General features: G+C 51.1%; 24 protein-coding genes. 16 read left to right on the forward strand and 8 right to left on the reverse strand.

Annotation, left to right across the window (positions count from 1 at the left end; all coding sequences use genetic code 11):
* A partial coding sequence (locus RAC90_RS18395; RefSeq protein ID WP_375124633.1) for an efflux transporter outer membrane subunit occupies positions 1-937 on the forward strand: 937 nt, incomplete at its 5' end.
* A gap of 214 nt (positions 938-1151) precedes the next feature.
* Complete coding sequence (locus tag RAC90_RS18400; protein WP_054634153.1) at positions 1152-1730, forward strand: TetR/AcrR family transcriptional regulator; 579 nt, start codon at positions 1152-1154, stop codon at positions 1728-1730.
* Positions 1731-1734: 4 nt separating this feature from the next.
* Here the strand turns inward: RAC90_RS18400 and RAC90_RS18405 are convergent, their stop codons facing one another.
* The 3 genes from RAC90_RS18405 to RAC90_RS18415 form a co-directional block, all read right to left on the reverse strand.
* Positions 1735-2298, reverse strand: coding sequence for a TetR/AcrR family transcriptional regulator (locus RAC90_RS18405; RefSeq protein WP_054634154.1), 564 nt, complete (start codon positions 2296-2298; stop codon positions 1735-1737).
* Between the two features lie 133 nt (positions 2299-2431).
* Complete coding sequence (locus RAC90_RS18410) at positions 2432-3631, reverse strand: FAD-dependent oxidoreductase (RefSeq protein WP_054634155.1); 1200 nt, start codon at positions 3629-3631, stop codon at positions 2432-2434.
* Positions 3632-3745: 114 nt separating this feature from the next.
* Positions 3746-4009 (reverse strand): hypothetical protein, encoded by a 264-nt coding sequence (locus RAC90_RS18415; RefSeq protein WP_054634156.1) that lies wholly within the window; start codon positions 4007-4009, stop codon positions 3746-3748.
* 859 nt (positions 4010-4868) lie between these two features.
* On the opposite strand from RAC90_RS18415, the gene RAC90_RS18420 reads away from it, so the two are divergent.
* The 6 genes from RAC90_RS18420 to RAC90_RS18445 are packed head-to-tail and all read left to right on the forward strand — an operon-like array spanning position 4869 to position 11363.
* A complete protein-coding gene (locus tag RAC90_RS18420; RefSeq protein WP_241492891.1) occupies positions 4869-5423 on the forward strand; it encodes a LuxR family transcriptional regulator in 555 nt (184 codons plus the stop codon).
* Positions 5424-5446: 23 nt separating this feature from the next.
* A complete protein-coding gene (locus RAC90_RS18425) occupies positions 5447-5986 on the forward strand; it encodes a fimbrial protein (RefSeq protein ID WP_375124634.1) in 540 nt (179 codons plus the stop codon).
* A gap of 59 nt (positions 5987-6045) precedes the next feature.
* Positions 6046-6804: a fimbria/pilus periplasmic chaperone gene (locus RAC90_RS18430; RefSeq protein ID WP_375124648.1), complete on the forward strand. Its 759-nt coding sequence runs from the start codon at positions 6046-6048 to the stop codon at positions 6802-6804.
* Entirely contained in the window at positions 6755-9334 is a 2580-nt protein-coding gene (locus RAC90_RS18435; protein ID WP_375124635.1) for a fimbrial outer membrane usher protein, read from the forward strand. The genes RAC90_RS18430 and RAC90_RS18435 overlap by 50 nt, the downstream gene beginning before the upstream one ends.
* A gap of 3 nt (positions 9335-9337) precedes the next feature.
* Positions 9338-10669 (forward strand): fimbrial usher protein StbD, encoded by a 1332-nt coding sequence (gene stbD / locus RAC90_RS18440; protein WP_375124636.1) that lies wholly within the window; start codon positions 9338-9340, stop codon positions 10667-10669.
* Positions 10635-11363: a fimbrial assembly chaperone gene (locus RAC90_RS18445; RefSeq protein WP_054687910.1), complete on the forward strand. Its 729-nt coding sequence runs from the start codon at positions 10635-10637 to the stop codon at positions 11361-11363. The genes stbD and RAC90_RS18445 overlap by 35 nt, the downstream gene beginning before the upstream one ends.
* Before the next feature lie 112 nt (positions 11364-11475).
* On the opposite strand, the gene RAC90_RS18450 is transcribed toward RAC90_RS18445, so the two are convergent.
* The 3 genes from RAC90_RS18450 to icd all read right to left on the reverse strand — a co-directional run bounded on the left by RAC90_RS18450 (position 11476) and on the right by icd (position 15551).
* Positions 11476-11847, reverse strand: a complete 372-nt coding sequence (locus tag RAC90_RS18450) for a hypothetical protein (RefSeq protein ID WP_375124637.1) — start codon at positions 11845-11847, stop codon at positions 11476-11478.
* A gap of 1101 nt (positions 11848-12948) precedes the next feature.
* The gene (locus RAC90_RS18455) at positions 12949-14031 is read right to left on the reverse strand and encodes a glycosyltransferase family 9 protein (protein WP_054687912.1); all 1083 of its coding nucleotides are present in this window, start codon (positions 14029-14031) and stop codon (positions 12949-12951) included.
* Positions 14032-14300: 269 nt separating this feature from the next.
* A complete protein-coding gene (gene icd / locus RAC90_RS18460; RefSeq protein ID WP_033737532.1) occupies positions 14301-15551 on the reverse strand; it encodes an NADP-dependent isocitrate dehydrogenase in 1251 nt (416 codons plus the stop codon).
* Between the two features lie 110 nt (positions 15552-15661).
* Here icd and rluE point away from each other — a divergent pair, with 110 nt between their 5' ends.
* The 8 genes from rluE (at position 15662) to RAC90_RS18500 (ending at position 23514) form a co-directional block, all read left to right on the forward strand.
* The gene (gene rluE / locus RAC90_RS18465; RefSeq protein WP_054687913.1) at positions 15662-16321 is read left to right on the forward strand and encodes a 23S rRNA pseudouridine(2457) synthase RluE; all 660 of its coding nucleotides are present in this window, start codon (positions 15662-15664) and stop codon (positions 16319-16321) included.
* A gap of 48 nt (positions 16322-16369) precedes the next feature.
* On the forward strand, positions 16370-16843 hold the full coding sequence (locus RAC90_RS18470) for an NUDIX domain-containing protein (protein WP_033737534.1): 474 nt from the start codon (positions 16370-16372) through the stop codon (positions 16841-16843).
* A 39-nt stretch (positions 16844-16882) separates the two neighbouring features.
* Entirely contained in the window at positions 16883-17995 is a 1113-nt protein-coding gene (gene mnmA, locus RAC90_RS18475; protein ID WP_283787221.1) for a tRNA 2-thiouridine(34) synthase MnmA, read from the forward strand.
* A 34-nt stretch (positions 17996-18029) separates the two neighbouring features.
* Positions 18030-18671 carry a high frequency lysogenization protein HflD gene (gene hflD / locus RAC90_RS18480; RefSeq protein WP_054687916.1) on the forward strand — a complete coding sequence of 214 codons (642 nt, stop codon included), beginning with the start codon at positions 18030-18032 and terminating at the stop codon, positions 18669-18671.
* Positions 18672-18714: 43 nt separating this feature from the next.
* Positions 18715-20085: an adenylosuccinate lyase gene (gene purB, locus RAC90_RS18485; RefSeq protein ID WP_039341046.1), complete on the forward strand. Its 1371-nt coding sequence runs from the start codon at positions 18715-18717 to the stop codon at positions 20083-20085.
* Positions 20086-20191: 106 nt separating this feature from the next.
* Positions 20192-20860: a two-component system response regulator PhoP gene (gene phoP, locus RAC90_RS18490; RefSeq protein WP_033737538.1), complete on the forward strand. Its 669-nt coding sequence runs from the start codon at positions 20192-20194 to the stop codon at positions 20858-20860.
* Between the two features lie 2 nt (positions 20861-20862).
* Positions 20863-22332 carry a two-component system sensor histidine kinase PhoQ gene (phoQ, locus tag RAC90_RS18495; protein WP_033737764.1) on the forward strand — a complete coding sequence of 490 codons (1470 nt, stop codon included), beginning with the start codon at positions 20863-20865 and terminating at the stop codon, positions 22330-22332.
* A gap of 57 nt (positions 22333-22389) precedes the next feature.
* Positions 22390-23514 (forward strand): cupin domain-containing protein, encoded by a 1125-nt coding sequence (locus RAC90_RS18500; RefSeq protein ID WP_054634165.1) that lies wholly within the window; start codon positions 22390-22392, stop codon positions 23512-23514.
* 71 nt (positions 23515-23585) lie between these two features.
* Here the strand turns inward: RAC90_RS18500 and pepT are convergent, their stop codons facing one another.
* Together pepT and cobB are read right to left on the reverse strand one after the other, a co-directional pair.
* A complete protein-coding gene (pepT, locus tag RAC90_RS18505) occupies positions 23586-24815 on the reverse strand; it encodes a peptidase T (protein ID WP_039341051.1) in 1230 nt (409 codons plus the stop codon).
* Positions 24816-25404: 589 nt separating this feature from the next.
* Complete coding sequence (gene cobB / locus RAC90_RS18510; protein WP_033737540.1) at positions 25405-26238, reverse strand: Sir2 family NAD+-dependent deacetylase; 834 nt, start codon at positions 26236-26238, stop codon at positions 25405-25407.
* Between the last annotated feature and the right edge of the window lie 71 nt (positions 26239-26309).

A 26309-nucleotide genomic window follows, 5' to 3' on the forward strand; every position in this document is an offset into this window, starting at 1 on the left:
CGCACGAAGTACGCGCCTGACGGTGCTGTATAACACCATTAATTACTGGCTACAGCTGGCGGCGGATCGCAGCAATCTGGCCATTGCAAAAGAGACGGCAGAAAATGCGCGGCAGTCACTGGAGGTCACGCGGAAACGCATGCAAAACGGCGTAGATTCGATGGTCGATGTGGCTTCTGCGGAAACAACCTATCAGTCAGCACAGGCCGACGTGGCCAGTTATACCACTCTCGTGGAGCAGGATAAAAACGCGCTGGACGTGGTGGTAGGGAAAACCGTTCCCGACAGGCTGCTGCCGCAAAACCTTGAGTCGATTGGCCAGGCGTTGCGCGATGTGCCGGCGGGAATAGCGTCGGATGTGTTGAATAATCGTCCTGATGTCTTGCAGGCTGAGCACAACCTGAAGGCGGCGAATGCCAACATCGGGGCGGCGCGGGCTAACTTCTTCCCAAGTATTTCACTGACCGCCAGCGGTGGCGTCGGCAGTGCCGATCTTTCGTCGCTGTTTAGAAACGGGGTGGGCATTTGGTCGTTTTCACCGAGCATTACCCTTCCCATTTTCAAAGGCGGCTACAACGTTGCTTACCTGAATTACACTAAAGCGCAAAAAGCCTATTACGTCGCGGCCTACGAGAAGTCGGTGCAGACTGCTTTCCAGGAGGTCGCCGATGCTCTGGCCCGTCGGGGGACCCTCAAAGACCAGCTAAGCAGCCAGCGTAATAATGTGGCGGCCTCACAGACTTACGCCCAACTGGCAGACAGGCGTTATCAGGGCGGCGTGGATACCTGGCTGAACGCGCTAACTGCGCAGCGTACGCTCTACTCTGCCCGAACCAGTCTGGTCAGTGTGGAGCAGGCGTACTACCAGAACCTCAATACCTTCTACAAAGTGATGGGGGGCGGTTCGGCGCTAAAAGAGTCTGAACTGAAGCTATAAGCGTCCGACAGGCGAATGGGTTTACTGGGACACTCAGGTGCGCGTAATCACATCGCAGGGCTACGCGTTAAACGCATTACACCAGCAGGCCGTGATGCACGGCCATTCTGTATCAGAATGTGTGACGGCGATTCCTTCGCGCTGATGGCTCGCGTACCATGCCGTGATAAGTCAATAAAAAGGACCGCATGCCGGTCTGTATGCGGGAGATATTTTGAGTAAGCCCGATAATGAAACGTTCTTTAAGCAGCGGCAGCAGTTGATCATCTCAGCCGCGAAACACTGCTTCAGTCGTTCCGGTTTTCACGGTGCAAGTATGGCCGATATTAGCCGTGAGTCCGGTTTGGGTGCGGGTCAACTCTATCGCTACTTTAGCAGTAAAGAATTGATTGTCAGTGAAACCATAAAAAGTATCGCAGAAAACTGGCGGCTGTTTTTACTGACTCATTTACCCCGTCTGACCCATATCGCACCTGTTATCGATACGGCATCTTCGTTCTGGCAGGACTGGTCAACTGAGGACCGGTGTTTATTGCTTGAAATGTATTCCGAGGCCTCGCGTCATGAATCGGTGCGCGCCGTGCTGGCGCGCGAAGAAGCATTATTGATCACGGATTTAGACAGGCTTTTCAGACAAAAAATGCCCGACGAAAACCCACAACAGCGCAGCAACCGTATTCAGTTTTTGCTGATGCTGGTGGATGGCGTCGCCTGTCGTGCGTTTGGGGATAAAAGCGCTGACCAGCGGGAACTGAGCCGGATTTACGACGTTCTTGATCGTCATCTGTTGTGATGCATTACCCGGCGTTCGGGTGGTTGACGTCATGATTAATCGTCTCAAAGAACGACATAAAGCTGGTGTCGATATCACGTTGCTTCATGAAGCGACGAATGATCATGCCGTCTATCGCCAGCGAAATCACATATAACCGCGTATGAATGATATTCGCCTGCAGTGCCGGATCAAGCGCCTGTTGCTGCACAATGAAATTGTCTTTTAGTACTTGCCAGGCATGATGAAGAATCTGACGAACTCGCGCATTCCGGGTCGATTCTGATGATATTTCGATCAGCAACACAATGCTTTTTTCAACTTCTGGCGACGCGGTATCCCCGGGCGAATGCGTCAGCTTACCCGACTCCGCCATTTTCTCGAAGTCGGCCTTCAGTAAAACAATCATCCGTTGCACCACTTTCGTGACCAGCGCTTCAACGATCGCTTCCTTGTTTTTATAATATTTATAAATCAATCCGATGCTGACATTTGCCTGACTGGCGATACTCTGAATGGAGGTTTGATAAAACCCTTTTTGCCGCATGCAGTATTCGGCTGCATCAAGAATTTCTTCGCTGCGATTCATCAGAACACCTACAAGATAAAAGAAATGACTTTACTGTCTGCCACTGCCTGTGGCTATGACATACGGGCAGAAAATTGCGCGTTTGCTGCCTGAGCCGCGTTAGCGCCGACTGCTGCCGTCAGTCAGGCATCTGTCAACGGCATTCCCTCGGCCTTTCCGTTCTGAATCCTAAACCAATAAGCCGGCCAAATACGAAGCGCAGAAACGGGAATTTACGCATCATGGCGGGCATCTTACTTTGGCCGCTGGCACGAGGCTTGTTGCTGCTCATTTTAATTTGCAGGAACTGGGTCGCCACGGTAGGAAACTGACGGCGTTTCTGGACCTTGTGGAGATCGCTTAACTTCAGCGTTCCCCTGCGCAGTGGTCGCGTTAACAGGTTTGCCGCTGCCACCGCATCCTGAATCGCCAGGTTAACCCCAACCCCGCCGATCGGTGACATAGCATGCGCCGCATCGCCAATGCACAGCACGCCCGGTTTTGCCCACTGATCCAGACGGTCTATCCGGATAGACAACAGTTTGAGTTTTTCCCAACTGTCGACCTCCGCCAGACGTGAAGCGGCAAAGGGCGAAACCGCCGTAATAGTGTCTTTAAGCGCATCCAGCCCCTGCGCCTGTAAGGCCTCAAACTGGCCTTTGGGAATGGTAAGACCACACTGCCAGTAATCCCCCCGATCAATGACGATAAAATTGTTGCGCGGGCCGGTATGGCCCATGCCGGTCAGCGGATCGTCGGGCTGTTTATTGAGGTGGAACCAGAGAACGTCGCGCGGTGCGCCGAAATGCTGACTGCTGAGCCCGGCCTGGGCACGAATAACAGAATCCCGTCCGTCCGCTCCCACCACCAGACGGGCGCGAATTTCCATTGGCTGGCCTGCCTGCTCCGCCAGTACGCCGCACACCTGACCATTCTCGGTGATCAACTGACGACAAACGGTCGATTTAAGCAGTGTAAAACCTGAAAACTGCGCGCTTTTCTCCGCCAGGAAATTCAGAAAGTCCCACTGCGGCATAAAGGCAATAAAGCGGCAACGCACCGGCAGGCGGGAGAAGTCGGCCATCGTGACCTCTTCACCACCCATTTCTGCCTGCAGTTTTTCGACGCGCTGATGCGGCAGCGTGAGCAGCGCATCAAGTAAGCCCAGATGGTGCATAATTTGAAGGGTGGAGGGATGAATGGTATCGCCACGAAAGTCGCGCAGAAAATCAGCGTGCTTTTCCAGCACCACCACCTGCAAACCGGCACGTGACAATAAATATCCCAGCATCAGACCTGCCGGGCCACCACCGACAATACAGCAATCGGAGGTTATGTGTTTGATGGATGGCATCGCTTAGCCCTCGTTGTATACGTGGTCAGTGTATGCCAGCCGGGAAAATTTGAATACCGAGGAAGTACAGGGATACTGCGACCTGTCCCGGACAGGCTTTATGTATAGCGCCTGTCATCCGGCGCTATCTTCTTTTACCTCCACCAGCACCAGCGGACATTTTCGGACCTGGCAGGCGTGATGATAAGCCAGGGAACACACTGAACAATAATCGGCAGAATCAGACTGGTACTCATATTCCTGGAAATAGCGAAACCCGCCATTATCAGCATCGGTACGCGCGCTGTAAAAAGCGTGATCAGCAAGCTGCTCATCCAGTTGCATGAATGTAAGTGGAGAGGGGTTGTGGTAACCCACTTTAATACGATATGTCTTCATATCCCCATAGTCACGCTGACGGGCAGATGCGGCAAATTGTTATCATTGTTTAGTGTGATAGTCCGCGGTTATCAGAACTTTGCCTTATAATTCAGAACACACCATTACAGGCAATTTACATAAGCGCAACATAGCTTCTTATCGAGGCCTTAAAACGGCGATGCTGTCTTCTCATTATCATTGATCTGACAGGCCAAATATTGTGATAGCTTTTCATCAAGTTTGCATTTATGGTCTCATACCTTACAAACGAAGGCTAAACATTACAGCAGTGTCAAAAAGTTTAAGAAAACTTCTCCAATTGTAAATGAACACGTATGGATCAAACCCCATCGCGTATCTCGTGCATTATTGCGCAAAAATTAATCAAGATAACATTTAAGCATAAATTATAAACATAACATCAAAATTTCGGCATTATTAATTACCAACACTAGGGATTTTAACATCACACCATGATTTATTATCATTTAAATATAACCATAACAGGAAATTAACCAGAAAAGTGATTTTATCTTAAAGTGCGATAATTTTATTGACCGTTTAAAAAGAATTAATTGAAAAATCCTGGAAAGCGCGGAATTATCTTACTTTCGAAAAAAAGTGCCATCTTTGACAGTTCGTATGAAATTGCCCTGTTGTGAGAAAAATCTCTTTTCGACACCGCTCAAAAATGAAACATAACTCTTTCGGATTATTCCGCACATATTATACACTGCGCCTTTCCAACGCGTTGAGTTATAAAGCTTAATGATGCTATGTTTACCTCACCTTTCTTAAAGAGCATCAGAATCAGCTTATGAGAAGGATTACACGAGAAAGGATTTCCTGTTTTAGCTGCCGCTATCGATGCGAATTAGTGAATGAACTTACAGCAGAAATCAAACGCTGTCCGATACAGAAAGTAGCCATATGGCCAGCAAGGAATTCTTTTTTAGTTAAAGGAATTTTGTCAGTAGTCACTGGCCGTTATGAAAGCTTATATATGAAAGGTTGCATTTTTGTAGACTTTTCCGCACACAACATTCGCTACTTTACTAATCACAACTGGCTCGACTACCTGAAGTCTCCAGGTTTAATTATTATTCTGATTTGCGATCGCCGCCTGGCATCCTTAGCAGCCTTCTGGAAACAGCAGGATAAAAGCATCAATACGGTCATTTATCCGGGGACGGGCATTGTCGAGATTAAAAAATCTATTAACGCATGTTACTACGGTTTAAAAGGAGGTGAGAAAAAAGGTGTTAATCCGTTAACCAGCGATGAGGTTAATTTTTTGGAACTGGTGAATCATGGGTTATCTCTGGGTGAAATATCAAAAAAAATGCAACTTGGCGTAAAAAAGATCTACTGCATTAAAGATTCGGTGCGTCGTAAGACGGGAAGCAGCCTGAATCAGTTGTTCTCCAGTTAAAAATGTAAAAGGAAAATACAATCATGTTAAATACTAAAGCTATGACCTTACCTCTGTTGATTAGTGCAGCGCTGGTATCAGGACAAGCACTGGCGGATTCAGCTAACACTATTAATTTTAAAGGTGAAGTCAGTGATGAAACCTGTTCCGTTAGCGTGAATGGCAATGAGAGTGCACCGGTTGTACTCATGCCAACCGTAGGCGTAAACGAGTTGCTTAAAACCGGAGATATCGCTGGTAAGACGGATTTCACTGTCGCCATCAGTGGCTGTACCGGTTCAACAAATTCAACTCGCGTGTCCACTATTTTTATCGGTAACAACGTGAGCACTACCGGTAATTTGAAAAGCAATGGTAGTGCTGAAAACGTTGAAGTTCAGTTGCTGGACACGGAAGGTAAAGAAATAGATTTAACCGGAGGCTACGACGGTAATGGTGATTTAACCCTGAGCCCCGGCGAAACGGAAAAATCAGCGACCTATTCTGCCCAGTATCTGGCTACTGATGTGGCCACTGCGGGTACCATCAGCGCTTCACTTCAGTATGCCGTGACTTATCAGTAATCCTTACCCGGTGCACTCCCATAAAGCGGAGTGCACAATAAATGATTGAGAACCTGTCTATGTTTATTCGCCAACACTTATTTGCTTTAAAAGTTTCGCTGGCATTAGTTCCGGCATTATTACTTCCCATTTGTGCTAATGCCAACGTGACGATTATGGGCAGTAGGATTATTTATCCTGAACAGGCGCGCTCAGTAGATGTGCAGTTTAAAAATAATGATGCTATTCCTTATGTTATTCAGAGCTGGTTTGATAACGGCAATAAAGATTCTCAGCCGGATGGCCAGGTAAACACGCCTTTTATCATAACGCCGCCGGTATTTCGCATTCAGCCTAAAGCCGGACAAATTGCCAAGATAATATTAAAAAATGCCGTCTCACAAGCCCAGGATCGTGAATCCGTTTACTGGTTCAATACACTTCAGATTCCGCCTTCTAATATCGCCAAAGATAACGCGCAAAATGCAATGTTGGTGGTATTACGTAACCGCATGAAGGTGTTTTATCGCCCTAAAAGCATTGGCGCGCCTAAAAATATCCTTAAAGGTATAAAGGTCACATCCTTCTATCAGGCGAATAAGGGTATGGGTATTGAAATTGATAACCCCCAACCCTGGCACGCTTCATTAGTAGACGTTGTATTAAAAGTGGGTAATCAGTCTTTAAAGCGAGATGCGGATATGGTTTCGCCCTTTTCCCGGCAAACTTACTGGTTCAATAACAGTAAACGCCTTAAGGGCTCAGGGGTGATTACAGTCTCGGCAGTTAATGATCAGGGAGCTAAAATCAGTGAAAACTTTACGGTTGAAGTTAATTAGTCCGAAACTCATAGCTTTTACCGTGTCGGTCTGTTTCTCTTACGGTGTATGCAGCGAAGAATATTATTTTGACTCCTCGCTTTTTCAAGGGGCGACATTTGGGAAAAACCTCGAACAATTCAATCAAAATGAAATTGCGCAGGGAAATTACCTGGTTGATATTTACCTCAATAGTAAAATGATTAAATCTGGGGTAAAAATAAACTTCAGGAAATTTAACGACCAGGGCGGAGTAGAACCTTGTCTGTCTGAAGAAATCGTAACGCTATTGCAAATAAAAACCCTGCGCACCGGACAACCGACAGCATCTTGTCGGCCTTTATCCGGCTGGACAGAAGCGGGCAGCTGGCGTTTCGATCAGGCATCGCTTCGTTTGCACTTTACATTACCTATGGCAAGCCTGAACCGGACTCCGCGTGGCTACATCCCCGTATCGGAATGGGATGAGGGCGTTACGGCATTATTTTTGCGCCACAACACCAATTTCACCTGGTCAGAAAATCGCTCGTCAAATTACCGATATGAATATTTGTGGAGCGGAATAACGGCAGGCACCAATCTGGAAAAATGGCAGTTCCGTCATCAGGGCAATATGCGCTATTTGCGTAACAGCAGAACCGGAAGCCGTTACCAGTACAACCAGGTCAGAAGCTGGGTCCAGCGGCCTTTAGAGGGGATAAACAGTCAGCTTGCTTTAGGTGATAACTACACCAGTAACTCCCTCTTCGGTAGCCTTGCATTCAACGGTATCAAACTCGCCTCTGATGAACGCATGTGGCCACAGGGCAAACGGGGTTATGCACCAGAAGTTCAGGGTGTTGCCACTTCCGATGCCCGCGTTATCGTGCGTCAGCTTAATAACGTGATCTATGAGACAAGCGTTCCCCCCGGCCCTTTTGTCATCGACGACCTGTATAACACCAGCGGTCAGGGAGACCTTGAGGTTGAGGTCATCGAAGCTAACGGTAAGCGTTCCACCTTTACGGTGCCCTACTCTTCTGTACCGGATTCTGTTCGTCCAGGAAACTGGACATACGGTCTGGCGCTGGGACGTGTACGTCAGTATTACAGCGTAGAAAACACGTTTTTTGAAGGGGTTTTACAGCGCGGCATCAGTAACCGCTTCACGGCGACGGCCGGTTCACGCCTCGCAAAAGATTATCAGGCATGGCTGGCAGGCGGTGTATGGGGTTCACCGGTCGGTGCTGTAGGTATGAACACCATTTTTTCACAAGCACGCGTTGAGCAAAACAAAAAAACGACCGGCTGGCGTGCCGAACTGAGCTACAGCAAAACCTTTGAAACCGGGACAAATCTGGTTTTAGCCGCTTACCGTTATTCCACCAGCGGTTTTCGCGATCTGCAGGACGTTTTGGGCGTCAGAAGGCAGAATGACACAGGTATCAGCTACTACTCCGATTCGATGAACCAGCGTAACCGGTTATCCGCAACCCTGGGGCAGTCATTTGATGACGTCGGTATGTTTACCCTGAGCGCCAGCACAGCCGATTACTACAACAATAAATCCCGCATCACTCAGTTGCAGCTTGGCTATAACAACAACTGGAAAAAGATCAGTTACGGCTTCAACGTCGCACGTCAGCGCACGACCTGGAATACAACGCGATCCGATCTGGATCTCTTCAATCGCCAGGACGACACTCGCGCGCAACGTTATACCGAAAACACCTTTTCCTTTAATATCTCAATGCCTCTTGCCTGGAACAACACCTCTTCTGTTTCCTATTACTATAACCAGTCAAAACAAACACGTAGCTCATCGCTGTCCCTGTCAGGATCGGCGGGTGACAACAATGATATTTCTTATTCTGTCTATGGCGGCAGTGAACATTATCGCAATGGCAATAGTGGACAGGCACTGAACTTCGGCGGAAACGTTCAGCAAAATACGCGTCTGGGCGCTGTTCGCGCCAACTATGGTCAGGGCGAAAACTATCGTCAGGCTGGGCTGGGGGCATCCGGCACCGTGGTGCTTCACCGGGGCGGCATTACACTTGGCCCATACAGCAGTGAGACATTCGCCCTGGTTCAGGCCGATGGCGCACAGGGCGCGCTGGTACGAAATGGTCAGGGAGCTGTCATCGATCGCTTTGGCTATGCCATTTTGCCCTCACTCAGTGCCTATCGCGAAAATAACATCAGTCTGGACACGCTGGACATGAATGCCGATGCCGAACTGAGCGGCGGTAGTCAACGTGTGGTCCCCTATGCGGGGGCTGTTGTACGGATAAATTTCGCCACCATCAAAGGCAAAGCTGTCTTGATCTCGCTCACCAGTAATGCGGGGGAAACGCCCCCTATGGGCGCTGAAGTTCGTGATGCCAACAACACGGTTATTGGTGTCGTCGGTCAGGGTGGTCAGCTTTATGCACGTGTCCCCCACGACTCCGGCACACTTAAAGTCAGTTGGGATAACGATGGTCAACAAACCTGCCTGGTGAATTATCAAATTACCGGAAAGCAAGACGATCACCTGATCCAGCTTACCGGCTTATGTAATAAGGAGTAGCGCGTGTTCACAAGAATCCTGCTTTTGTTAATCACTACCCTACTGGTACCGCTTCCACTTCTGGCGAATTGCACAAAGGTCACGAGTCAGGGCCAGCTTTCCCAGGCCGCTAAAGATGCCGGCTATACCGCAAAGGGATGGGAAGGTGCCTGTGATGAGTGCACAGGGCGGCTGGCATTGCCTGCAATCATCAATATCAATTCGGGCAAGCTGTTTCAGCCCTCGGGGACGTTGCTGGCCAGTGCGGTCGGCCATCCGCTCAACAACCCGATGAGGGATGCGTTTACGCCGAATCAGATTCTGTACCGCTGCGACATGGGTGATGCGGATAAACTCTTTGAAATGTATTCCACGAATGGCGACAGAGAAGAAGCCGGTAAATATGCCACCAGCGAGGTTGAAGGCGCTTATTTTGATAAGTTCAAAAATGTGGCGGTCAGACTGACCAACCTTACCACGGGTGAATATTACAGCCGCTACTGGAAAGCACGGCAGCTTAGTGCCCGCGACTGGTATACCGATGGGCAAAAAATATACATCCCGGCCAGTATATTTAGCAGTGTGCTCTACGAAATATTTAAAATCGATGAAGGTAAACATTACGTCAATAGTGACAACTATTATTTTGAGACAAACAATCAACCCCGCGGATATATTGCATTTAAAGGTCCTGGACTGGAAAGTAATAATCTTTATCCCGGTGCGGATCATTCCACGGTGTGGAATGGCTGGCACTATGACTGGCCTGTTGGCTGGAGTTCGTGGAAGACAGTCACCTATGTTCGCGGCGCAGCCTGCGAGGTGTACGATTACCCCGCGGTCGTCTCTCTGCCATTAACCAGCGTGGGTGTTTTAGCCGCTGGAGGCAACAGCCAGGCGCCTTTTTCCATTACCCTCCGCTGCGAGACCGGGGCAACGTCCGGGATCAAGAATTCCACTGTGACATCAGCCAACGTCGCAATGGGTTTTCTGGTAAATCAGCCTCAGGCTGTGGCCATGGCTCAGACGCTGGGTCTCACCACCAGTAGCGGTGGATTAACCTGGCTGCTTGACACAAATTATGGGGAAAGCAACGGCAGTTCAGCCTCTGGCGTAGGGATAAAAATCTACAATAGTGCCGGTACTCCTCTCAACCTGTTGCCCGATATAAGCAGTACCGGCACAGGCAATACGCGTGGATGGTATGCCTATAAAGATTTAACCACACTTACGTCATCAGACAACGGTGAGATCTACAGCGGCGATTTTACTGCCTCCCTTGAGGCTATTCCCGGACAAGTTATCACTTCAGGAACCGTTAATGCACAGTTACAAGTGGTGGTCAGTTTTCAGTAGCAGCCTGTATTTACTCACGGCGTTATTGTCAACGCAGGCAGTTGCCGTTGTAAACATTGATAAAACCCGCATTATTTTCAACGCCAACGAGATTGCGCAATCCGTCAATCTGGTCAACAGTGAAAACAGCCCTGCCGTTTTACAAATCTGGACAGATGACGGCGATCTCTATGCCCCGCCAGAGAAGAGCAAAACACCAGTCATGGCTATGCCGCCGGTCTTGAAAATGCAGCCCGGCGAATTACGCTCTATAAAGCTGATGCTGACCTCACGTGCTCGCTTGCCGCCCGGGAAAGAAACCCTGTACTGGCTGAATCTCTACCAGATACCGGCGCTCAAAAAATCTGACAACCAACGCGATAAAAAAGTCGTTCTGCCGCTGCGTCTTCGCCTGAAGGTTTTTGTACGTCCGACAGGGCTGGGTGCACCCCGGCCGGAAGATGCACAAAAACTACGCTTTACCCGACAAAGCCAGCAAATCATGATTTCTAACCCTACGCCCTGGTATATGAGCCTGAACGCGAAAGTGGAAAAAGCGGTATTGAGAAATATTATGGTCGCACCGCTGTCTGATATTGTGGTTCCTGTCACCACTTCCGTTAATCCCGGTGCAAACGTCGAATATGAAGTGATTGACCAGAACGGTAACGTTGAGAAACATCGCAGCACGCTTCGCGCGACTGTTGGGAAGTAACCGAATTACCTATTTTTGGCACAAAGAGAGATGATATGGAACGCTGATGAGGCACTGAAATGCAGTGCCTCTGACAAGGTACGTTCTTCAATGAAGCGCATTTTCTATCTGTTTAATTTTTCGTAAGCGGGCAAAACACGGCATTCAACTGGAAACTTCCATATTCGATATTATCTCTCTCATCTTCTTCGTTTTCATACACAATAATTTCCATAATTGCTTCGGTAAACAGATAGCCATTAATGGGCAAAATAAACATGTTTTCATTAATTATACCGTCCTCGACAAGACTATGGTGAATTTTAACATTTTCCTTTTGATACTCCAGGAAGTCGCCGACAGTGTCGAACTTGTCAGCCGTAGTTCCATAAGGAGAAATATTTCGCGTACCGTTGAAGTTAATGAATACGTATCCAGGGCTGACAAATGGACCACCGGACCAGTGTATTATGCCAGTATCGCATCCGACTCGATAAAGGCGCATCGCTACCTTGTATTTTTTTGCTCCTCCGTAACGTCCGGATTGATTTCTACTGCCCCCATAGAAAGAACATCTCCGGGCTTATGACCGTTCAGACTCCATGGGATCATTTTTGCATTTCTGAAAAACCACATATATCGCTCCTTTGTGTTATTTTAAATTCACTCTGAAAAATTTAACGGCCATAACTGTGAATGTCTTTTGATTTGCTAATCGTGATTGAAATGAGACAGCGCACAAATAATACTCCACGATCAAACCGTTGAGTTATCAATTCTTGATTTAAAAGTGGCACCTACTGTGACATATCAACCATTCACTTTGAATGCCATCAATTCATGTGTATCATCGCTGATTAAGTTTCTCTGTCGTTGAATAAGTTTGGGAAAGGCGTAAAAACTTCACCCAATCAATCTACATCATCATCTTATGGGTTTATTGTTCAAAATCAGTAAAACTGTCGACCAGTCGAAATTAAACCTTAATATTTCAATGAAAACCCATGAAACGAAACCATTATAATTCAGTTACCCATCTAAGCATTTATTTAAAAATTGCTTTTCTAAAAGCCATATCGGATAGCTTACAGCCTATACATGAAGTGCAGTTTTATTTAAATATATATCCGTTTAAATTTCCGAAAAAAAATAACAGCGACCTATTTAAACTGAGGAGGAACTGACATTACGGCAGCCTTGAAATGCAATACAAGGTCAATATGAAAGAGGTAAAGATGACAGAGAAGAGATAAGGATTTTATGCCTGCCCGATTACAGTATGACCGGCGCATCACGTTATTGCCCTGGATGGGGCTATTTCATGAAAGAAGGAGTGAAAATTTAACCGTTACGCGTCATTAATTACGATCGCTGAACGGGTAGATGAGACTAAGCGTCGAAAGGGGTTATGAAGATCTTAAGGTTATATCGCGAGTGTTTATGTCTGTTTCATTCCCTTTATTTCTTCCGGCGATACGCTGCGTAGAACGCGATTCATATCTGCGGTAATGCGGACGCGATAGAGACTCACACAGCATTATAACACTGTGTGGTCCGGCTACGGCGATAAACGTACAGCCCGTGCCGGGCCCCCGAGACAGGATGACTACGCTGAAAGATTACGTTCAACAGCGGCTAAAACGTCATCACAACGAATCGCACGTAGCCCCGCATGTGCTTCTGCAGGGCGCAATACCTGATGCATTGTGCTGTCCTGAACAGGCGCAGCGCCATCAATCGCATTCTGATCACTGAACAACGCCACGGTCGGCGTTTGCACGGCCACAGCCAGATGTAAGGGGCCGGTATCGCCCACCACCAGCGTTTTAAAGCCGCTGATCTTTTCCGCCAGTTGAATGAGGTTTGTGGTGCCCGCCACATTTTTGACCCGCTCACTGGGCACCTTCATGCCGTCAATGATGCGTTGGTTCAGGGCCTTTTCGCCCGGAGCACCTACAAGTTCAATGGTCAGATCATCATGTCGGGAAATTAAGGTATCAATGAGCTGTGAATAGTAGCTGTCAGGCCAGCATCGCTCCATACTGGATGCGCCAGCATGAATACCAATAACCGGCGCGTGATTAACCTGACGCTTGAAAGGCGCCGGAATAAACATGGCTTCTGACGGCATCGGAATACCGACAGCACTCAACAGGTCTTTTTTCTGACGGATAAGATGAATATTGCCGTGCTTTCGGTTGTCATGAAACGCGGACAAACAATTTTCCAGAATAAATTTTTCTTTGCCCTGGTAGTCCGCGTAATAAACGTCTTTCAGTATATAGTCAGACCCGGCCAGCGAGGCGGCAACAATGTCATAGGGTGCACGCGAATGCAGGATAAAGGTCGCTTCAACCTGCTCTTTACGCAGCGATTTGACCAGTTGCATCATACCGCCGATTTTTCCGTCCCAGTATAATATCTTGTCAATCAGGGGGCTTCCTTCCACCAGCGCAAGATTACGTGGCTGAATCACCATGATGATTTTGGCATCGGGCCAGCGATCTTTTATCGCGCCAATTGCGGGCGTGTTAAACATGAAATCGCCAAGTGCCGTGTTCGAAATAATTGCGATGCTTTTGAGATCATGGTGCTCAGAAAAGCGGTCAATTTTTTTGACGCGATAACCCGTCAACTTCCATAGCGACAGGAACAATCTGGCGGCTTTTTGCTTTGCGATTTTACTCATAAGTGGTCCTGACTGACGCCTCATTATCCTTACTGTGCCCCCGGCCCCTTTTCCGTGTGGTCAAGGCAAGAAGCGCATGTTACTTAGTCACGCAGACTGGCGGAAAACTGCGGGCGCAGTATATAGCATAAAACGTGAAGGGCGAAGCCAGCGTTCCCCTCGGACGGCGTTTTATCGGCAACGCCACATGCAGCCGTTCATCCAACCTTGCTTTCAATAAAAAACGGGAACCAACCGGCTCCCGTTCTCGTTTAACCCAACATTCTGGATTACATATTCGCGATAATCGCGTCACCAAACTCTGAACATTTCAGCAGTTTAGCGCCATCCATCAGACGTTCGAAGTCATAGGTCACGGTCTTGGCAGCGATTGCGCCTTCCATGCCTTTAACAATCAGGTCTGCGGCTTCGAACCATTCCATATGACGCAACATCATTTCAGCGGACAGAATCACGGAACCTGGGTTCACTTTATCCTGACCTGCGTACTTCGGTGCCGTACCGTGGGTGGCTTCGAACAGCGCACATTCGTCACCGATGTTTGCGCCTGGTGCAATACCGATACCGCCCACCTGCGCCGCCAGGGCGTCAGAGATGTAGTCACCGTTCAGGTTCATACAGGCGATAACGTCATATTCTGCCGGACGCAGCAGGATTTGCTGCAGGAAGGCATCGGCGATCACGTCTTTTACGATGATCTCTTTACCGGTGTTTGGATTTTTGAATTTCATCCATGGGCCGCCATCGATCAGCTCACCGCCGAACTCGTCTTTCACTAACTGGTAACCCCAGTCTTTGAAGGAGCCTTCGGTGAACTTCATGATGTTGCCTTTGTGTACCAGCGTCAGTGAATCACGATCGTTAGTGATGGTGTATTCCACTGCTGCACGGACCAGGCGCTTGGTGCCCTCTTCCGAACACGGTTTAACACCGATACCGCAGTTTTCTGGGAAGCGAATTTTCTTCACGCCCATTTCTTCACGCAGGAATTTGATGACTTTATCCGCTTCTGGCGTGCCCGCTTTCCATTCGATACCGGCATAGATATCTTCGGAGTTTTCGCGGAAGATCACCATATCCGTGTCTTCAGGGCGTTTTACCGGGCTTGGTGTACCGGTGTAGTAGCGCACCGGACGCAGGCAAACGTACAGATCCAGTTCCTGACGCAGCGCAACGTTCAGAGAACGGATGCCACCGCCAACTGGCGTGGTCAGTGGGCCTTTGATCGCTACGCGGTATTCTTTGATTAAATCGAGGGTTTCTTGCGGCAGCCAGACATCCTGACCGTAGAGTTCAACCGATTTTTCACCGGTATAAATCTCCATCCAGGAGATTTTACGCTCGCCGTTGTAGGCTTTTTTCACAGCGGCATCAACCACTTTCAGCATCACTGGTGACACATCAACGCCGATACCATCCCCTTCGATGTAAGGGATAACCGGGTTATTTGGGACAACCAGTTTACCTTGATTCAGGGTGATTTTCTGACCTTCCGCCGGAACAACTACTTTGCTTTCCATTAACCTCTCCTTCGAGCGATTTTTTGTTAATGATTTGTAAGATGCGCGTCAATACTACTTGAATATTCACGCCACGCCAATCACCGCAATTTCGCGTTATAATGCGCTGAATGTTCCAGACTGCAAAGCGTATGCGAAAAACTAATCAGACTTCTCATCCAAATAAACGATTCAGCCGACAAACACGTCCCGTGCATCGCAAGGCGTCCTCGCCGCCTGCCGTCCGCCGCGTGCTTCTGTTCAACAAACCCTTCGATGTTCTGCCGCAATTTACCGATGAAGCCGGCCGCCGCACCCTCAAAGATTTTATCGACGTGAGTGACGTATACGCGGCGGGCCGACTCGATCGCGACAGCGAAGGACTGATGGTCCTGACTAACGATGGCCCGCTACAGGCGGCGCTGACGCAGCCCGGCAAGCGCACCGGCAAGATTTACTATGTGCAGGTGGAAGGCGCGCCTGAGGAAACCGATCTACAACCTTTGCGCGATGGCGTTAATCTGAAAGATGGCCCGACGTTACCGGCTGGCGTCGAAAAAGTGGCTGAGCCCGACTGGTTGTGGCCGCGCCAGCCGCCGATTCGCGAACGCAAAGCCATTCCAACACAGTGGCTGAAAATAACACTTTTTGAAGGACGCAACCGTCAGGTCAGACGTATGACGGCCCATATTGGCTTTCCAACCCTGCGTCTGGTGCGCTATGCCATGGGCGAGTTTACGCTGGGCGATTTGGCCCCGGGTGCCTGGCGCGATATCAGCGCACAAGATTGACTGCCATTATCATTTCCATAACTTTAAGTTAACAATTCAGGAGGATCGATGTTTAAACCGCATGTCACCGTCGCGTGCCTGGTGCAGGCTCGGGGTGCATTACTGGTCGTTGAAGAACGCGTCAACGGCATCGCCACCTGGAACCAGCCTGCCGGTCATCTTGAAGCCGATGAAACGCTGCATGAAGCCGCATCACGGGAATTGTTTGAAGAGACCGGCATTCGGGCCGAAATGCAGTATTTTATCGGCATAAACCAGTGGATCGCCCCAGATAATACGCCTTTTGTGCGGTTTCTGTTTGGCGTGGATCTGGACGATATCCAGCCAACGGCTCCGCAGGACAGCGACATTGATTGCTGCTGGTGGGTCGCGCCAGAGCAGATTCTGTCGGCCTCTAACCTGCGTTCGCCCCTGGTTGCCGAAAGCGTACGCCGCTGGCAACAGGGCGTACGCTATCCGCTCGACCTGATCAGCCCGTTCAACTGGCCGTTTCATGAAGGTGCGCACCCGCGTTCAGCGTGATAGAATGCGCCGCCTGTTTTACTGTTTTGCGAGCTTGTGATGTCTGATAACTGCCAGAAAAAAGTGATCGTCGGAATGTCCGGCGGCGTCGATTCTTCCGTTTCCGCCTGGTTACTGCAACAGCAGGGCTATCAGGTTGAAGGCCTGTTCATGAAGAACTGGGAGGAAGACGATGGCGAGGAATACTGTACCGCCGCTGACGATCTGGCGGATGCGCAAGCCGTGTGCGACAAGTTAGGTATTAAACTGCACAAAGTGAACTTTGCGGCAGAGTACTGGGACAATGTCTTTGAACACTTCCTGGAAGAGTACAAAGCGGGCCGCACTCCCAATCCCGATATCCTGTGTAATAAAGAAATCAAATTCAAGGCGTTTCTGGAGTTTGCCGCAGAGGATCTGGGTGCAGACTTCATCGCCACCGGGCACTATGTCCGCCGTCAGGATATCGATGGCCGCAGCCTCCTGCTGCGCGGTCTGGATGGTAACAAAGACCAGAGTTATTTCCTTTACACACTCAGCCACCAGCAAATCGCGCAGAGCCTGTTCCCGGTCGGCGAGCTGGAAAAGCCTGAAGTGCGTCGCATCGCTGAACAACTTGAGCTGGTGACGGCGAAGAAAAAAGACTCCACCGGCATTTGCTTCATCGGTGAACGCAAGTTTACCGAATTCCTGGCGCGCTACCTCCCTGCCCAGCCGGGTGAAATTGAAACCGTCGACGGACAGGTTGTGGGTGAGCACCAGGGCCTGATGTATCACACGCTCGGCCAGCGTAAAGGGCTGGGCATTGGCGGTCTTAAAGAAAGCAAAGACGATCCCTGGTACGTCGTTGATAAAGACGTGGCGCGCAACCGCCTGATCGTGGCGCAGGGCGGCGACCATCCCCGACTGATGTCAGTGGGTCTGATTGCCCAGCAGTTACACTGGGTTGATCGTCAGCCGCTAACCACACCGCTGCGTTGTACGGTGAAAACCCGCTACCGTCAGACCGATATCCCCTGCGAAATTATCCCGCACGGCGAGGATAAAATTGAAGTCCGGTTTGATGAGCCCGTTGCTGCGGTCACGCCGGGTCAGTCTGCGGTGTTCTACCTTGATGAAGTCTGCCTGGGTGGCGGTATCATCGAAGAACGTTTGCCTTGGGTTGCCGCATAAGACCGGTGGGAATAACGCGTAAACAGGAGTAACCGTGGCAAAAAACTATCAGGACATTACCTTTGCACTGGCGGGCATTTGCCAGACGGCCCATCTGGTGCAGCAGTTAGCCAATCAGGGACATTGTCAGCCGGAGGCGCTGACGGTGTCACTGCGCAGCGTACTGGACCTGAATCCTCCCTCGACCCTGGCGGTATTTGGTAACAACGAAGCCAACCTGCGCCTGGGGCTGGAAACCCTGATGGCCGTGCTGAACAGTACGCAACGTCAGGGCGCTGGTGCCGAACTGACCCGTTACACCTTGAGCCTGATGGTACTGGAGCGCAAGCTCAATGCGAACAAGCAGGCTATGAACACCCTGGCCCAGCGTATCAGCCAGCTCGATCGTCAGCTGGCGCATTACACGTTGGAATCCGACACTATTCTGAGCGCCATGGCGGGCATTTATGTCGATGTGATTAGCCCGCTCGGCCCACGTATTCAGGTAACCGGATCGCCGGCAGTGCTACAGAATTCCCTGCTACAGAGTAAAGTTCGCGCCACGCTGCTGGCCGGCATTCGTGCCGCCGTGTTGTGGCAACAGGTTGGCGGAGGCCGACTGCAGCTGATGTTTTCGCGCCAGCGTTTACTGCGCGAAGCCAAATCGATTTTATCCCGCCTGCCACTGACTTACTAAGTCAGTGAGGCAAACACCGTTAAATGAATCAGGAGTTGCACTGATGGAATTATCCTCTCTGACCGCCGTCTCACCTGTCGATGGTCGTTACGGCGATAAAGTCAGCCCGCTGCGCGCAATTTTCAGCGAATTTGGTTTGCTGAAGTTCCGCGTTGAGGTTGAAGTTCGCTGGTTACAAAAACTGGCTGCGACCGCAGAGATCAAGGAAGTTCCTGCATTTGATGCTGACGCAAACGCTTTCCTTGACGAGATCGTCGCCCGTTTCAGCGAAGCAGACGCCGCACGCATCAAAACCATTGAGCGCACCACCAACCATGACGTGAAAGCGGTTGAGTATTTCCTGAAAGAAAAAGTGGCGGATGTGCCCGCCCTGCATGCAGTGTCGGAATTTATTCATTTTGCCTGCACCTCTGAAGACATTAATAACCTGTCCCATGCGTTGATGCTGGAAACAGCACGCCGCGATGTCATTCTGCCTTACTGGCAGCAGCTGATCGCCGCCGTAAAAGGCCTGGCGCAGGAATACCGTGATATTCCCCTGCTGTCTCGCACGCACGGCCAGCCCGCTACGCCATCGACCATGGGTAAAGAGATGGCCAACGTAGCCTACCGCATGGAACGTCAGCTGCGTCAGCTGTCGCAGATTGAAGTGCTGGGCAAAATCAACGGCGCCGTGGGCAACTACAACGCGCACATTGCGGCGTACCCGGAAGCCGACTGGCACCAGCTGAGTGAAGAGTTTGTTACCTCGCTGGGCATCACCTGGAACCCCTATACGACGCAAATCGAGCCGCACGACTACATTGCCGAGCTGTTTGACTGTATCGCCCGCTTTAACACCATCCTGATCGACTTTGATCGCGATATCTGGGGCTATGTGGCACTCAACCACTTCAAACAGAAAACCGTTGCGGGTGAAATCGGCTCGTCGACCATGCCGCATAAAGTAAACCCTATCGATTTTGAAAACTCGGAAGGCAATCTGGGCCTGGCCAACGCGGTCATGCAGCATCTGGCCAGCAAACTGCCGGTTTCCCGCTGGCAGCGTGATCTGACCGATTCTACCGTGCTGCGTAACCTGGGTGTCGGCGTAGGCTATGCGCTGATCGCCTATCAGGCCACCTTAAAAGGTATTTCAAAACTGGAAGTGAACCGCGAGCGCCTGCTGGATGAACTGGATCACAACTGGGAAGTGCTGGCCGAGCCGATTCAGACCGTGATGCGCCGTTACGGCATCGAAAAACCGTACGAGAAGCTGAAAGAGCTAACCCGCGGTAAACGTGTTGACGCCGCAGGTATGCAGGCCTTTATCGACAGCCTGGCGCTGCCTGAAGAAGAAAAAACCCGTTTAAAACAGATGACCCCGGCAAATTATCTTGGCCGTGCGATTCAAATGGTTGATGATCTGAAATAATATCCCTTCTGCAGACCGGTTCCCGCCGGTCTGCGTTAACCTGCTGTTTAATTCATTTCGCTTATACTTATTTAAATTCGTTTCGATCTGATGCTAAGGAAATCCTATGCGTGTTCTGGTTGTGGAAGATAATGCCCTGCTGCGCCACCATCTTTCAGTACAACTGCGAGAAATGGGTCATCAGGTTGATGCTGCTGAAGATGCCAAAGAAGCCGATTATTTTCTCCAGGAACATTTACCTGATATCGCGTTGGTCGATCTGGGCTTACCCGGTGAAGACGGCATGTCGTTAATTCGTCGCTGGCGCAATGATGCCGTGCGTCAGCCTATTCTGGTGCTGACCGCCCGTGAAGGCTGGCAGGCGAAAGTCGAAGCGCTGGAAGCCGGTGCGGATGATTACGTCACAAAACCGTTTCATATTGAGGAAGTTGCCGCTCGCCTCCAGGCATTAATGCGCCGCAACAGTGGTCATGCGTCGCAAATTATTGCCATGCCGCCGTTTCAGGTCGATTTATCGCGTCGCGAACTGACGGTGAATGAAAGCCCGGTTAAGCTGACCGCCTTTGAATATACCATCGTGGAAACCTTAATTCGTAATGCGGGCAAAGTGGTGAGTAAAGATTCATTAATGCTGCAGCTGTATCCCGATGCAGAATTGCGTGAAAGCCACACGATCGATGTATTAATGGGCCGCCTGCGCAAAAAAATCCTCGCGCTGCATTCTGACGAAGTTATCGCTACCGTTCGCGGCCAGGGTTACCGCTTTGATCTCTGATGATGTCCTGGCTTAAACGTTATCGCCCTATTTCGCTGCGGACACGCTTTTTACTGGCCTCCGCAGCCATCGTTCTCATTCTCTCGCTTTCTTATGGCATGGTCGCCGTGATTGGCTATGTGGTGAGTTTTGATAAAAACACCTATCGCGTGATGCGAGGCGAGAGTAATTTATTTTTTACCCTAGCACAGTGGAAAGATAATAAGCTGACAATTGCGCAGCCCGAGCGCACCATGCTTAATTTCCCCACCCTGGTATTTATTTATGATGAACACGGCAAGCTGCTCTGGCAGCAGCGTGATGTGCCGGAAATTCGTGAGAAGATCCAACCCGAATGGCTGTTAAAACCTGATTTCTACGAGATTGATACCAACAACAGCACCAGCCGGGCCGCCATGGGCGACAATCTGACGGCACAGCAGCAGCTTCATGCGTGGGATGATAACGACGATGACGATCAGGATACGTTTACCCATTCGGTTGCCGTCAACCGCTACGATGCCACCACCAACCTGCCCGCCCTGACCATTGTCGTGGTCGATACCATTCCGCAAGAGCTACAGCACTCCGATGTGGTCTGGTCATGGTTCAGCTATGTTCTGGCCGCTAACCTGATTTTAATTGTCCCGCTGCTCTGGCTGGCGGCGCACTGGAGTTTACGGCCGATTGGGCATCTGACGCTTCAGGTACGCGAACTGGAAACCGGACAGCGTGAAAATCTGGACGATAAGCCGCCGCAGGAGCTGCGTTCGCTGGTGCGTAACCTCAATCTGTTGCTGACCAACGAGCGTCAACGTTACACGCGTTACCGCACGACGCTGGCCGACCTGACCCACAGCCTGAAAACACCGCTGGCGGTACTGCAAAGTACCCTGCGTTCGCTGCGCGGCGGAAAAGAGTTAACCATCGAACAGGCCGAGCCGGTGATGCTGGAGCAGATCAGCCGCATTTCTCAGCAGGTCGGTTATTACCTGCACCGTGCCAGCATGCAGGCCGATCATAATCCCCTGCAGCGTGATCTGCATTCGGTATCGGGTTTACTGGACAGCCTGTGCTCGGCACTGAATAAAGTGTATCAGCGTAAAGGGGTGGAAATTACCCTGGATATTTCCCCGGAAATCACCTTCTTTGGCGATCAGAACGACTTTATGGAAGTGATGGGCAATGTGCTGGATAACGCCTGCAAATACTGTCTGGAATTTATTGAGGTCAGTGCTCATCAGACCGAAGATGCGCTGCACATCTATATTGATGATGACGGTCCGGGCATTCCGGAAAGTAAACGCGACCTGATTTTCGTGCGGGGACAGCGCGTCGACACCATGCGACCAGGCCAGGGGCTGGGGCTGGCCGTGGTGCGTGATATCCTTGAGCAGTACGCCGGTAATGTCATCGCCTCCAGCAGCCCGTTAGGCGGTGCGCGCATGGAAGTCGTATTTCAGCGTCAGGAAATGGAACATCGCCGCGAGTAGTTCAGGCTGCGGGCTGTTATACTTGCAGGTATTTTCAGCCCTTAGCGGACTTTCTTTATGGATTATCAGCTCGATCTCAACTGGCCCGATTTTATTCAGCGTTACTGGCAAAAGCGCCCGGTAGTGCTGAAGCGTGGCTTTAAGAATTTTATCGATCCCATTTCGCCGGATGAACTGGCGGGCTTAGCCATGGAAAATGAGGTCGACAGTCGGCTGGTCAGCCAGCCAAACGGAAAGTGGCAGGTCAGCCATGGTCCATTTGAAAGCTACGATCACCTGGGCGAAAACAACTGGTCACTGCTGGTTCAGGCGGTCAATCACTGGCATGAGCCCTCTGCCGCACTGATGCGCCCTTTCCGCTTTCTGCCGGACTGGCGCATTGACGATCTGATGATCTCGTTCTCCGTGCCCGGCGGCGGCGTGGGTCCGCATTTCGATCAGTACGATGTGTTTATTATTCAGGGCACCGGCCGCCGCCGCTGGCGCGTCGGGGAAAAAGTGCCGATGAAACAGCACTGCCCGCATCCTGACCTGCTGCAGGTCGAGCCGTTTGACGCCATTATCGATGAAGAAATGGAACCGGGCGATATTCTCTATATTCCGCCGGGTTTCCCGCATGAAGGCTACTCCCTCGAAAATGCGCTGAACTACTCTGTAGGGTTCCGCGCGCCCAGCGGACGTGAACTCATCAGCGGCTTCGCCGATTATGCACTGGCCAACGAGCTGGGCAGCCTGCGTTATACCGATCCCGATGTGCCTTCGCGCGACTGCCCGTCGCTGATTTTGCCTGAAGAAGTGGAAGGCTTACGCAAGGTGATGCTGGATGTGGTGAATCAGCCTGCACATTTTGAGCAGTGGCTGGGCGAATTTATTTCACAATCACGCCACGAACTTGACGTTGCGCCACCGGAACCGCCTTATCAGCCCGATGAAATCTATGATGCGCTGCAACAGGGCGATGTATTGTCCCGTCTGGGTGGATTACGCGTCCTGACGCTGGGCGATGCGATTTATATCAACGGCGAGCGCGTCGAATGCGCCGATCCGCGCGTGATGTCAGTGCTGGCACATCGCGATGAAATTACCCTGGATGATCTGGGAGAGGCTCTTGACGATCCGGCCGTGCTGGCGCAGATTGCCGGGCTGATTAACGCGGGTTACTGGTATTTCAGCGCTGAATAAACCGCTGGAGAAGTGTTGTCCCCATCCGTTTACGCCGTCTCCTCGCCCGGCCCGGACGAGGAGACGTTGTTTTAACCTTTCTTCTGACCGGCCAGTTCTGCCAGGCGAACGATGACGTCAACGGACTGCGCCATGATGTTCAGCGAGGCAAACTCGTGCTTGCCGTGGTAGTTATAGCCCCCGGTAAACAGGTTTGGACAGGGCAATCCTTTCCATGACAGGGACGAACCGTCCGTACCGCCGCGAATCGGTTTCACCACTGGTTCGATGCCGCAGTCGCGCATCGCCTGCAAGGCCAGATCGATAATATGCGGGAAAGGTTCGACTTTTTCGCGCATATTGCGGTAGCTGTTGCTGATCTCTACCGTAATACCACAGCCGGGATGCAGGTCTTTATTGATCTCATCCGCAATTTGCTGCAGTGTGCGTTTGCGTTGTTCAAACGCCTCGGTATCAAAATCACGAATGATGTAGTGCAGCTCAGCGTGCTCAACCGTGCCTTTCATCTGGTGCAGATGAAAGAAGCCTTCATAACCGTCTGTCCATTCCGGCTTCTCTTTCGCAGGCAACGCTGCACTGAAACGCGTCGCCAGCTCCAGCGCATTGACCATGACATTTTTCGCAGACCCGGGATGAACATTGTTGCCCACGACTTTCACCAGCGCCGAGGCCGCATTGAAGTTTTCGTATTCAAATTCGCCCAGATCGCTGCCGTCGACGGTATAGGCCCAGTCAGCCGCAAAGCCTTCAACATCGAAATGCGACGTGCCCCGCCCAATCTCTTCGTCTGGGGTAAAGGCAACGCGAATGGCACCGTGCGGAATATCGCCTTCCGCCAGTCTGGCCATGGCCGTCATGATCTCGGCAATGCCCGCTTTATCATCCGCGCCCAGCAGGGTTTTGCCATCGGTGGTGATCAGGGTGTGACCGATAAGCTTATGCAACACGGGGAACATGACCGGTGACAGCACTTCATCACCATTGCCCAACGCGATATCGCCGCCCCGGTAGTTTTCGATGATTTGCGGATTAACATGTTTCGCGGTGAAATCCGGTGAGGTATCCATGTGCGAAATAAAGCCCACCACCGGCGTTGGCCAGTCCACATTGGCCGGTAGCGTGCCCATCACACAACAGTGATCGCTCAGGCTGACATCCACAAAACCCAGGGCCAGCAGTTCTTCCTGCAACTGGCGGGCCAGTACCCACTGACCTTCGCTGCTGGGCACCTGACGTGCCTGCGGTTTTGCCTGCGTCTCTACTGCCACATAACGCAAAAAGCGTTCTAATAGTTGCTTCATATGCCATCCTTAAAATTTACCGCCGGTCATTATTGATAAACCGGCAAGACATCGTGTTGCGTCAAATCATTATCGTTCAGGTTAAGGCTGCCGGGACATATTCCGCACGCCAGACTGCATAAAAAAACGGGTAATCGCTGGTTTTTGCGGCGGTTAACGCAATCCTGCCCTGCATCAGCCAGATTCAGAGTCAAAACCGGGGCGCGTTTTTTCCCGCTATCGCGGCCCTTTTCTTTGCTGACAGGCTGCTGGGTCAGCAGACAGAAATGGCAATAAGGCAAACACGCACAGCCGATTTCGGGCACCTGTAACCTTTGTGATGCCGATGTGATGCGCCCCGGGAAGCATCCGGCTGCGCTCAACCATACGGCGGCGGGATTTAACGCGGCTGAGGACGAGAGGAGGCAGGCAACAGCCGCATGCCGTTCGGAAACCGCACGCAGGCCGTTAACCCGTGCATCAACAGGCGGCCTGACTCCCTGCCGCCGCTGGGCTGCCGTGAACCCTGAAGCCGGCGTGTGGCGCGACCGTCTTACTGCTGAAAGTGTTTTCTTTCAGGTGTGCGGTGGCATCGGCATCACGCACAAGATTATTTGTGCAGCCCGTGCAACAGCTTATGTACGAAGGCGGGAACCACTTCACTTGCCAGCCCGTAGTGACTTTCAGCAAACTCATTGCCCACCTGGCTGGGCTCCAGATTCAGTTCCACCGTATGCGCGCCTTGCAGCTTCGCCTCATGGACAAAGCCCGCCGCAGGATACACGTGGCCTGAGGTGCCGATGGCGATAAACAGATCGGCCTGTTCCAGCGCCTGGTAGATGTCTTCCATACCCAGCGGCATTTCGCCAAACCAGACGACATGCGGGCGCAGGACAGAGGGAAACTGACAGCAGGTACACCGGTCGTTCTCCGTGACATCTTCCTGCCAGTCGATAACCTGTCCGCTGCTGGCACAGCGCACTTTTAACAATTCGCCGTGCATATGCAGCACACGGCTGTTGCCCGCGCGCTCGTGCAAGTTATCGATATTTTGCGTAACAAGGAAAAAGTTGTCGCCCAGCACCTGTTCCAGTTCTGCCAGCGCCAGATGCGCGGCATTGGGCTGGATCTCGGGCTGCTGAAGCTGCTGACGCCGCGCGTTATAAAAGCGCTGCACCAGCGCCGGATCGCGTCGGAAACCTTCTGGCGTGGCGACATCTTCAACCCGATGCTCTTCCCATAATCCGTCCGCGGCACGAAAGGTCCTGATACCAGATTCGGCGGATATCCCTGCCCCCGTTAACACGACGATGCGCGGCAACGGGTGCGCCGCCAGTTCGGCCTGACGATCGCGTTCGAAAATACGCTGGCGAAAGCGCTGATGCACTTTCCTGCGTGTTTTCTTCAGGCGGGCAAGTCGTATACGGCGACGAGGTGTACGCATAAAGTCTCCTGGTGCGGTGAGTAAAACGTCCGCGGGTCAATCAACAAAGTTTGGGCCAGTTGGCCCGACAA

It is taken from the genome of Pantoea sp. CS_6, assembly GCF_041954745.1.
GTDB lineage: Bacteria > Pseudomonadota > Gammaproteobacteria > Enterobacterales > Enterobacteriaceae > Pantoea > Pantoea stewartii.

Bases quoted from the DNA above. Each gene is read 5' to 3' on its own strand.
- RAC90_RS18405 (WP_054634154.1), bottom strand. From the start codon at position 2,298: ATGAATCGCAGCGAAGAAATTCTTGATGCAGCCGAATACTGCATGCGG.
- RAC90_RS18410 (WP_054634155.1), bottom strand. From the start codon at position 3,631: ATGCCATCCATCAAACACATAACCTCCGATTGCTGTATTGTCGGTGGT.
- RAC90_RS18415 (WP_054634156.1), bottom strand. From the start codon at position 4,009: ATGAAGACATATCGTATTAAAGTGGGTTACCACAACCCCTCTCCACTT.
- RAC90_RS18425 (WP_375124634.1), top strand. From the start codon at position 5,447: ATGTTAAATACTAAAGCTATGACCTTACCTCTGTTGATTAGTGCAGCG.
- RAC90_RS18430 (WP_375124648.1), top strand. From the start codon at position 6,046: ATGTTTATTCGCCAACACTTATTTGCTTTAAAAGTTTCGCTGGCATTA.
- RAC90_RS18435 (WP_375124635.1), top strand. From the start codon at position 6,755: ATGATCAGGGAGCTAAAATCAGTGAAAACTTTACGGTTGAAGTTAATT.
- RAC90_RS18445 (WP_054687910.1), top strand. From the start codon at position 10,635: ATGCACAGTTACAAGTGGTGGTCAGTTTTCAGTAGCAGCCTGTATTTA.
- RAC90_RS18450 (WP_375124637.1), bottom strand. From the start codon at position 11,847: ATGCGCCTTTATCGAGTCGGATGCGATACTGGCATAATACACTGGTCC.
- RAC90_RS18455 (WP_054687912.1), bottom strand. From the start codon at position 14,031: ATGAGTAAAATCGCAAAGCAAAAAGCCGCCAGATTGTTCCTGTCGCTA.
- icd (WP_033737532.1), bottom strand. From the start codon at position 15,551: ATGGAAAGCAAAGTAGTTGTTCCGGCGGAAGGTCAGAAAATCACCCTG.
- rluE (WP_054687913.1), top strand. From the start codon at position 15,662: ATGTTCCAGACTGCAAAGCGTATGCGAAAAACTAATCAGACTTCTCAT.
- RAC90_RS18470 (WP_033737534.1), top strand. From the start codon at position 16,370: ATGTTTAAACCGCATGTCACCGTCGCGTGCCTGGTGCAGGCTCGGGGT.
- mnmA (WP_283787221.1), top strand. From the start codon at position 16,883: ATGTCTGATAACTGCCAGAAAAAAGTGATCGTCGGAATGTCCGGCGGC.
- purB (WP_039341046.1), top strand. From the start codon at position 18,715: ATGGAATTATCCTCTCTGACCGCCGTCTCACCTGTCGATGGTCGTTAC.
- phoP (WP_033737538.1), top strand. From the start codon at position 20,192: ATGCGTGTTCTGGTTGTGGAAGATAATGCCCTGCTGCGCCACCATCTT.
- phoQ (WP_033737764.1), top strand. From the start codon at position 20,863: ATGTCCTGGCTTAAACGTTATCGCCCTATTTCGCTGCGGACACGCTTT.
- RAC90_RS18500 (WP_054634165.1), top strand. From the start codon at position 22,390: ATGGATTATCAGCTCGATCTCAACTGGCCCGATTTTATTCAGCGTTAC.
- pepT (WP_039341051.1), bottom strand. From the start codon at position 24,815: ATGAAGCAACTATTAGAACGCTTTTTGCGTTATGTGGCAGTAGAGACG.
- cobB (WP_033737540.1), bottom strand. From the start codon at position 26,238: ATGCGTACACCTCGTCGCCGTATACGACTTGCCCGCCTGAAGAAAACA.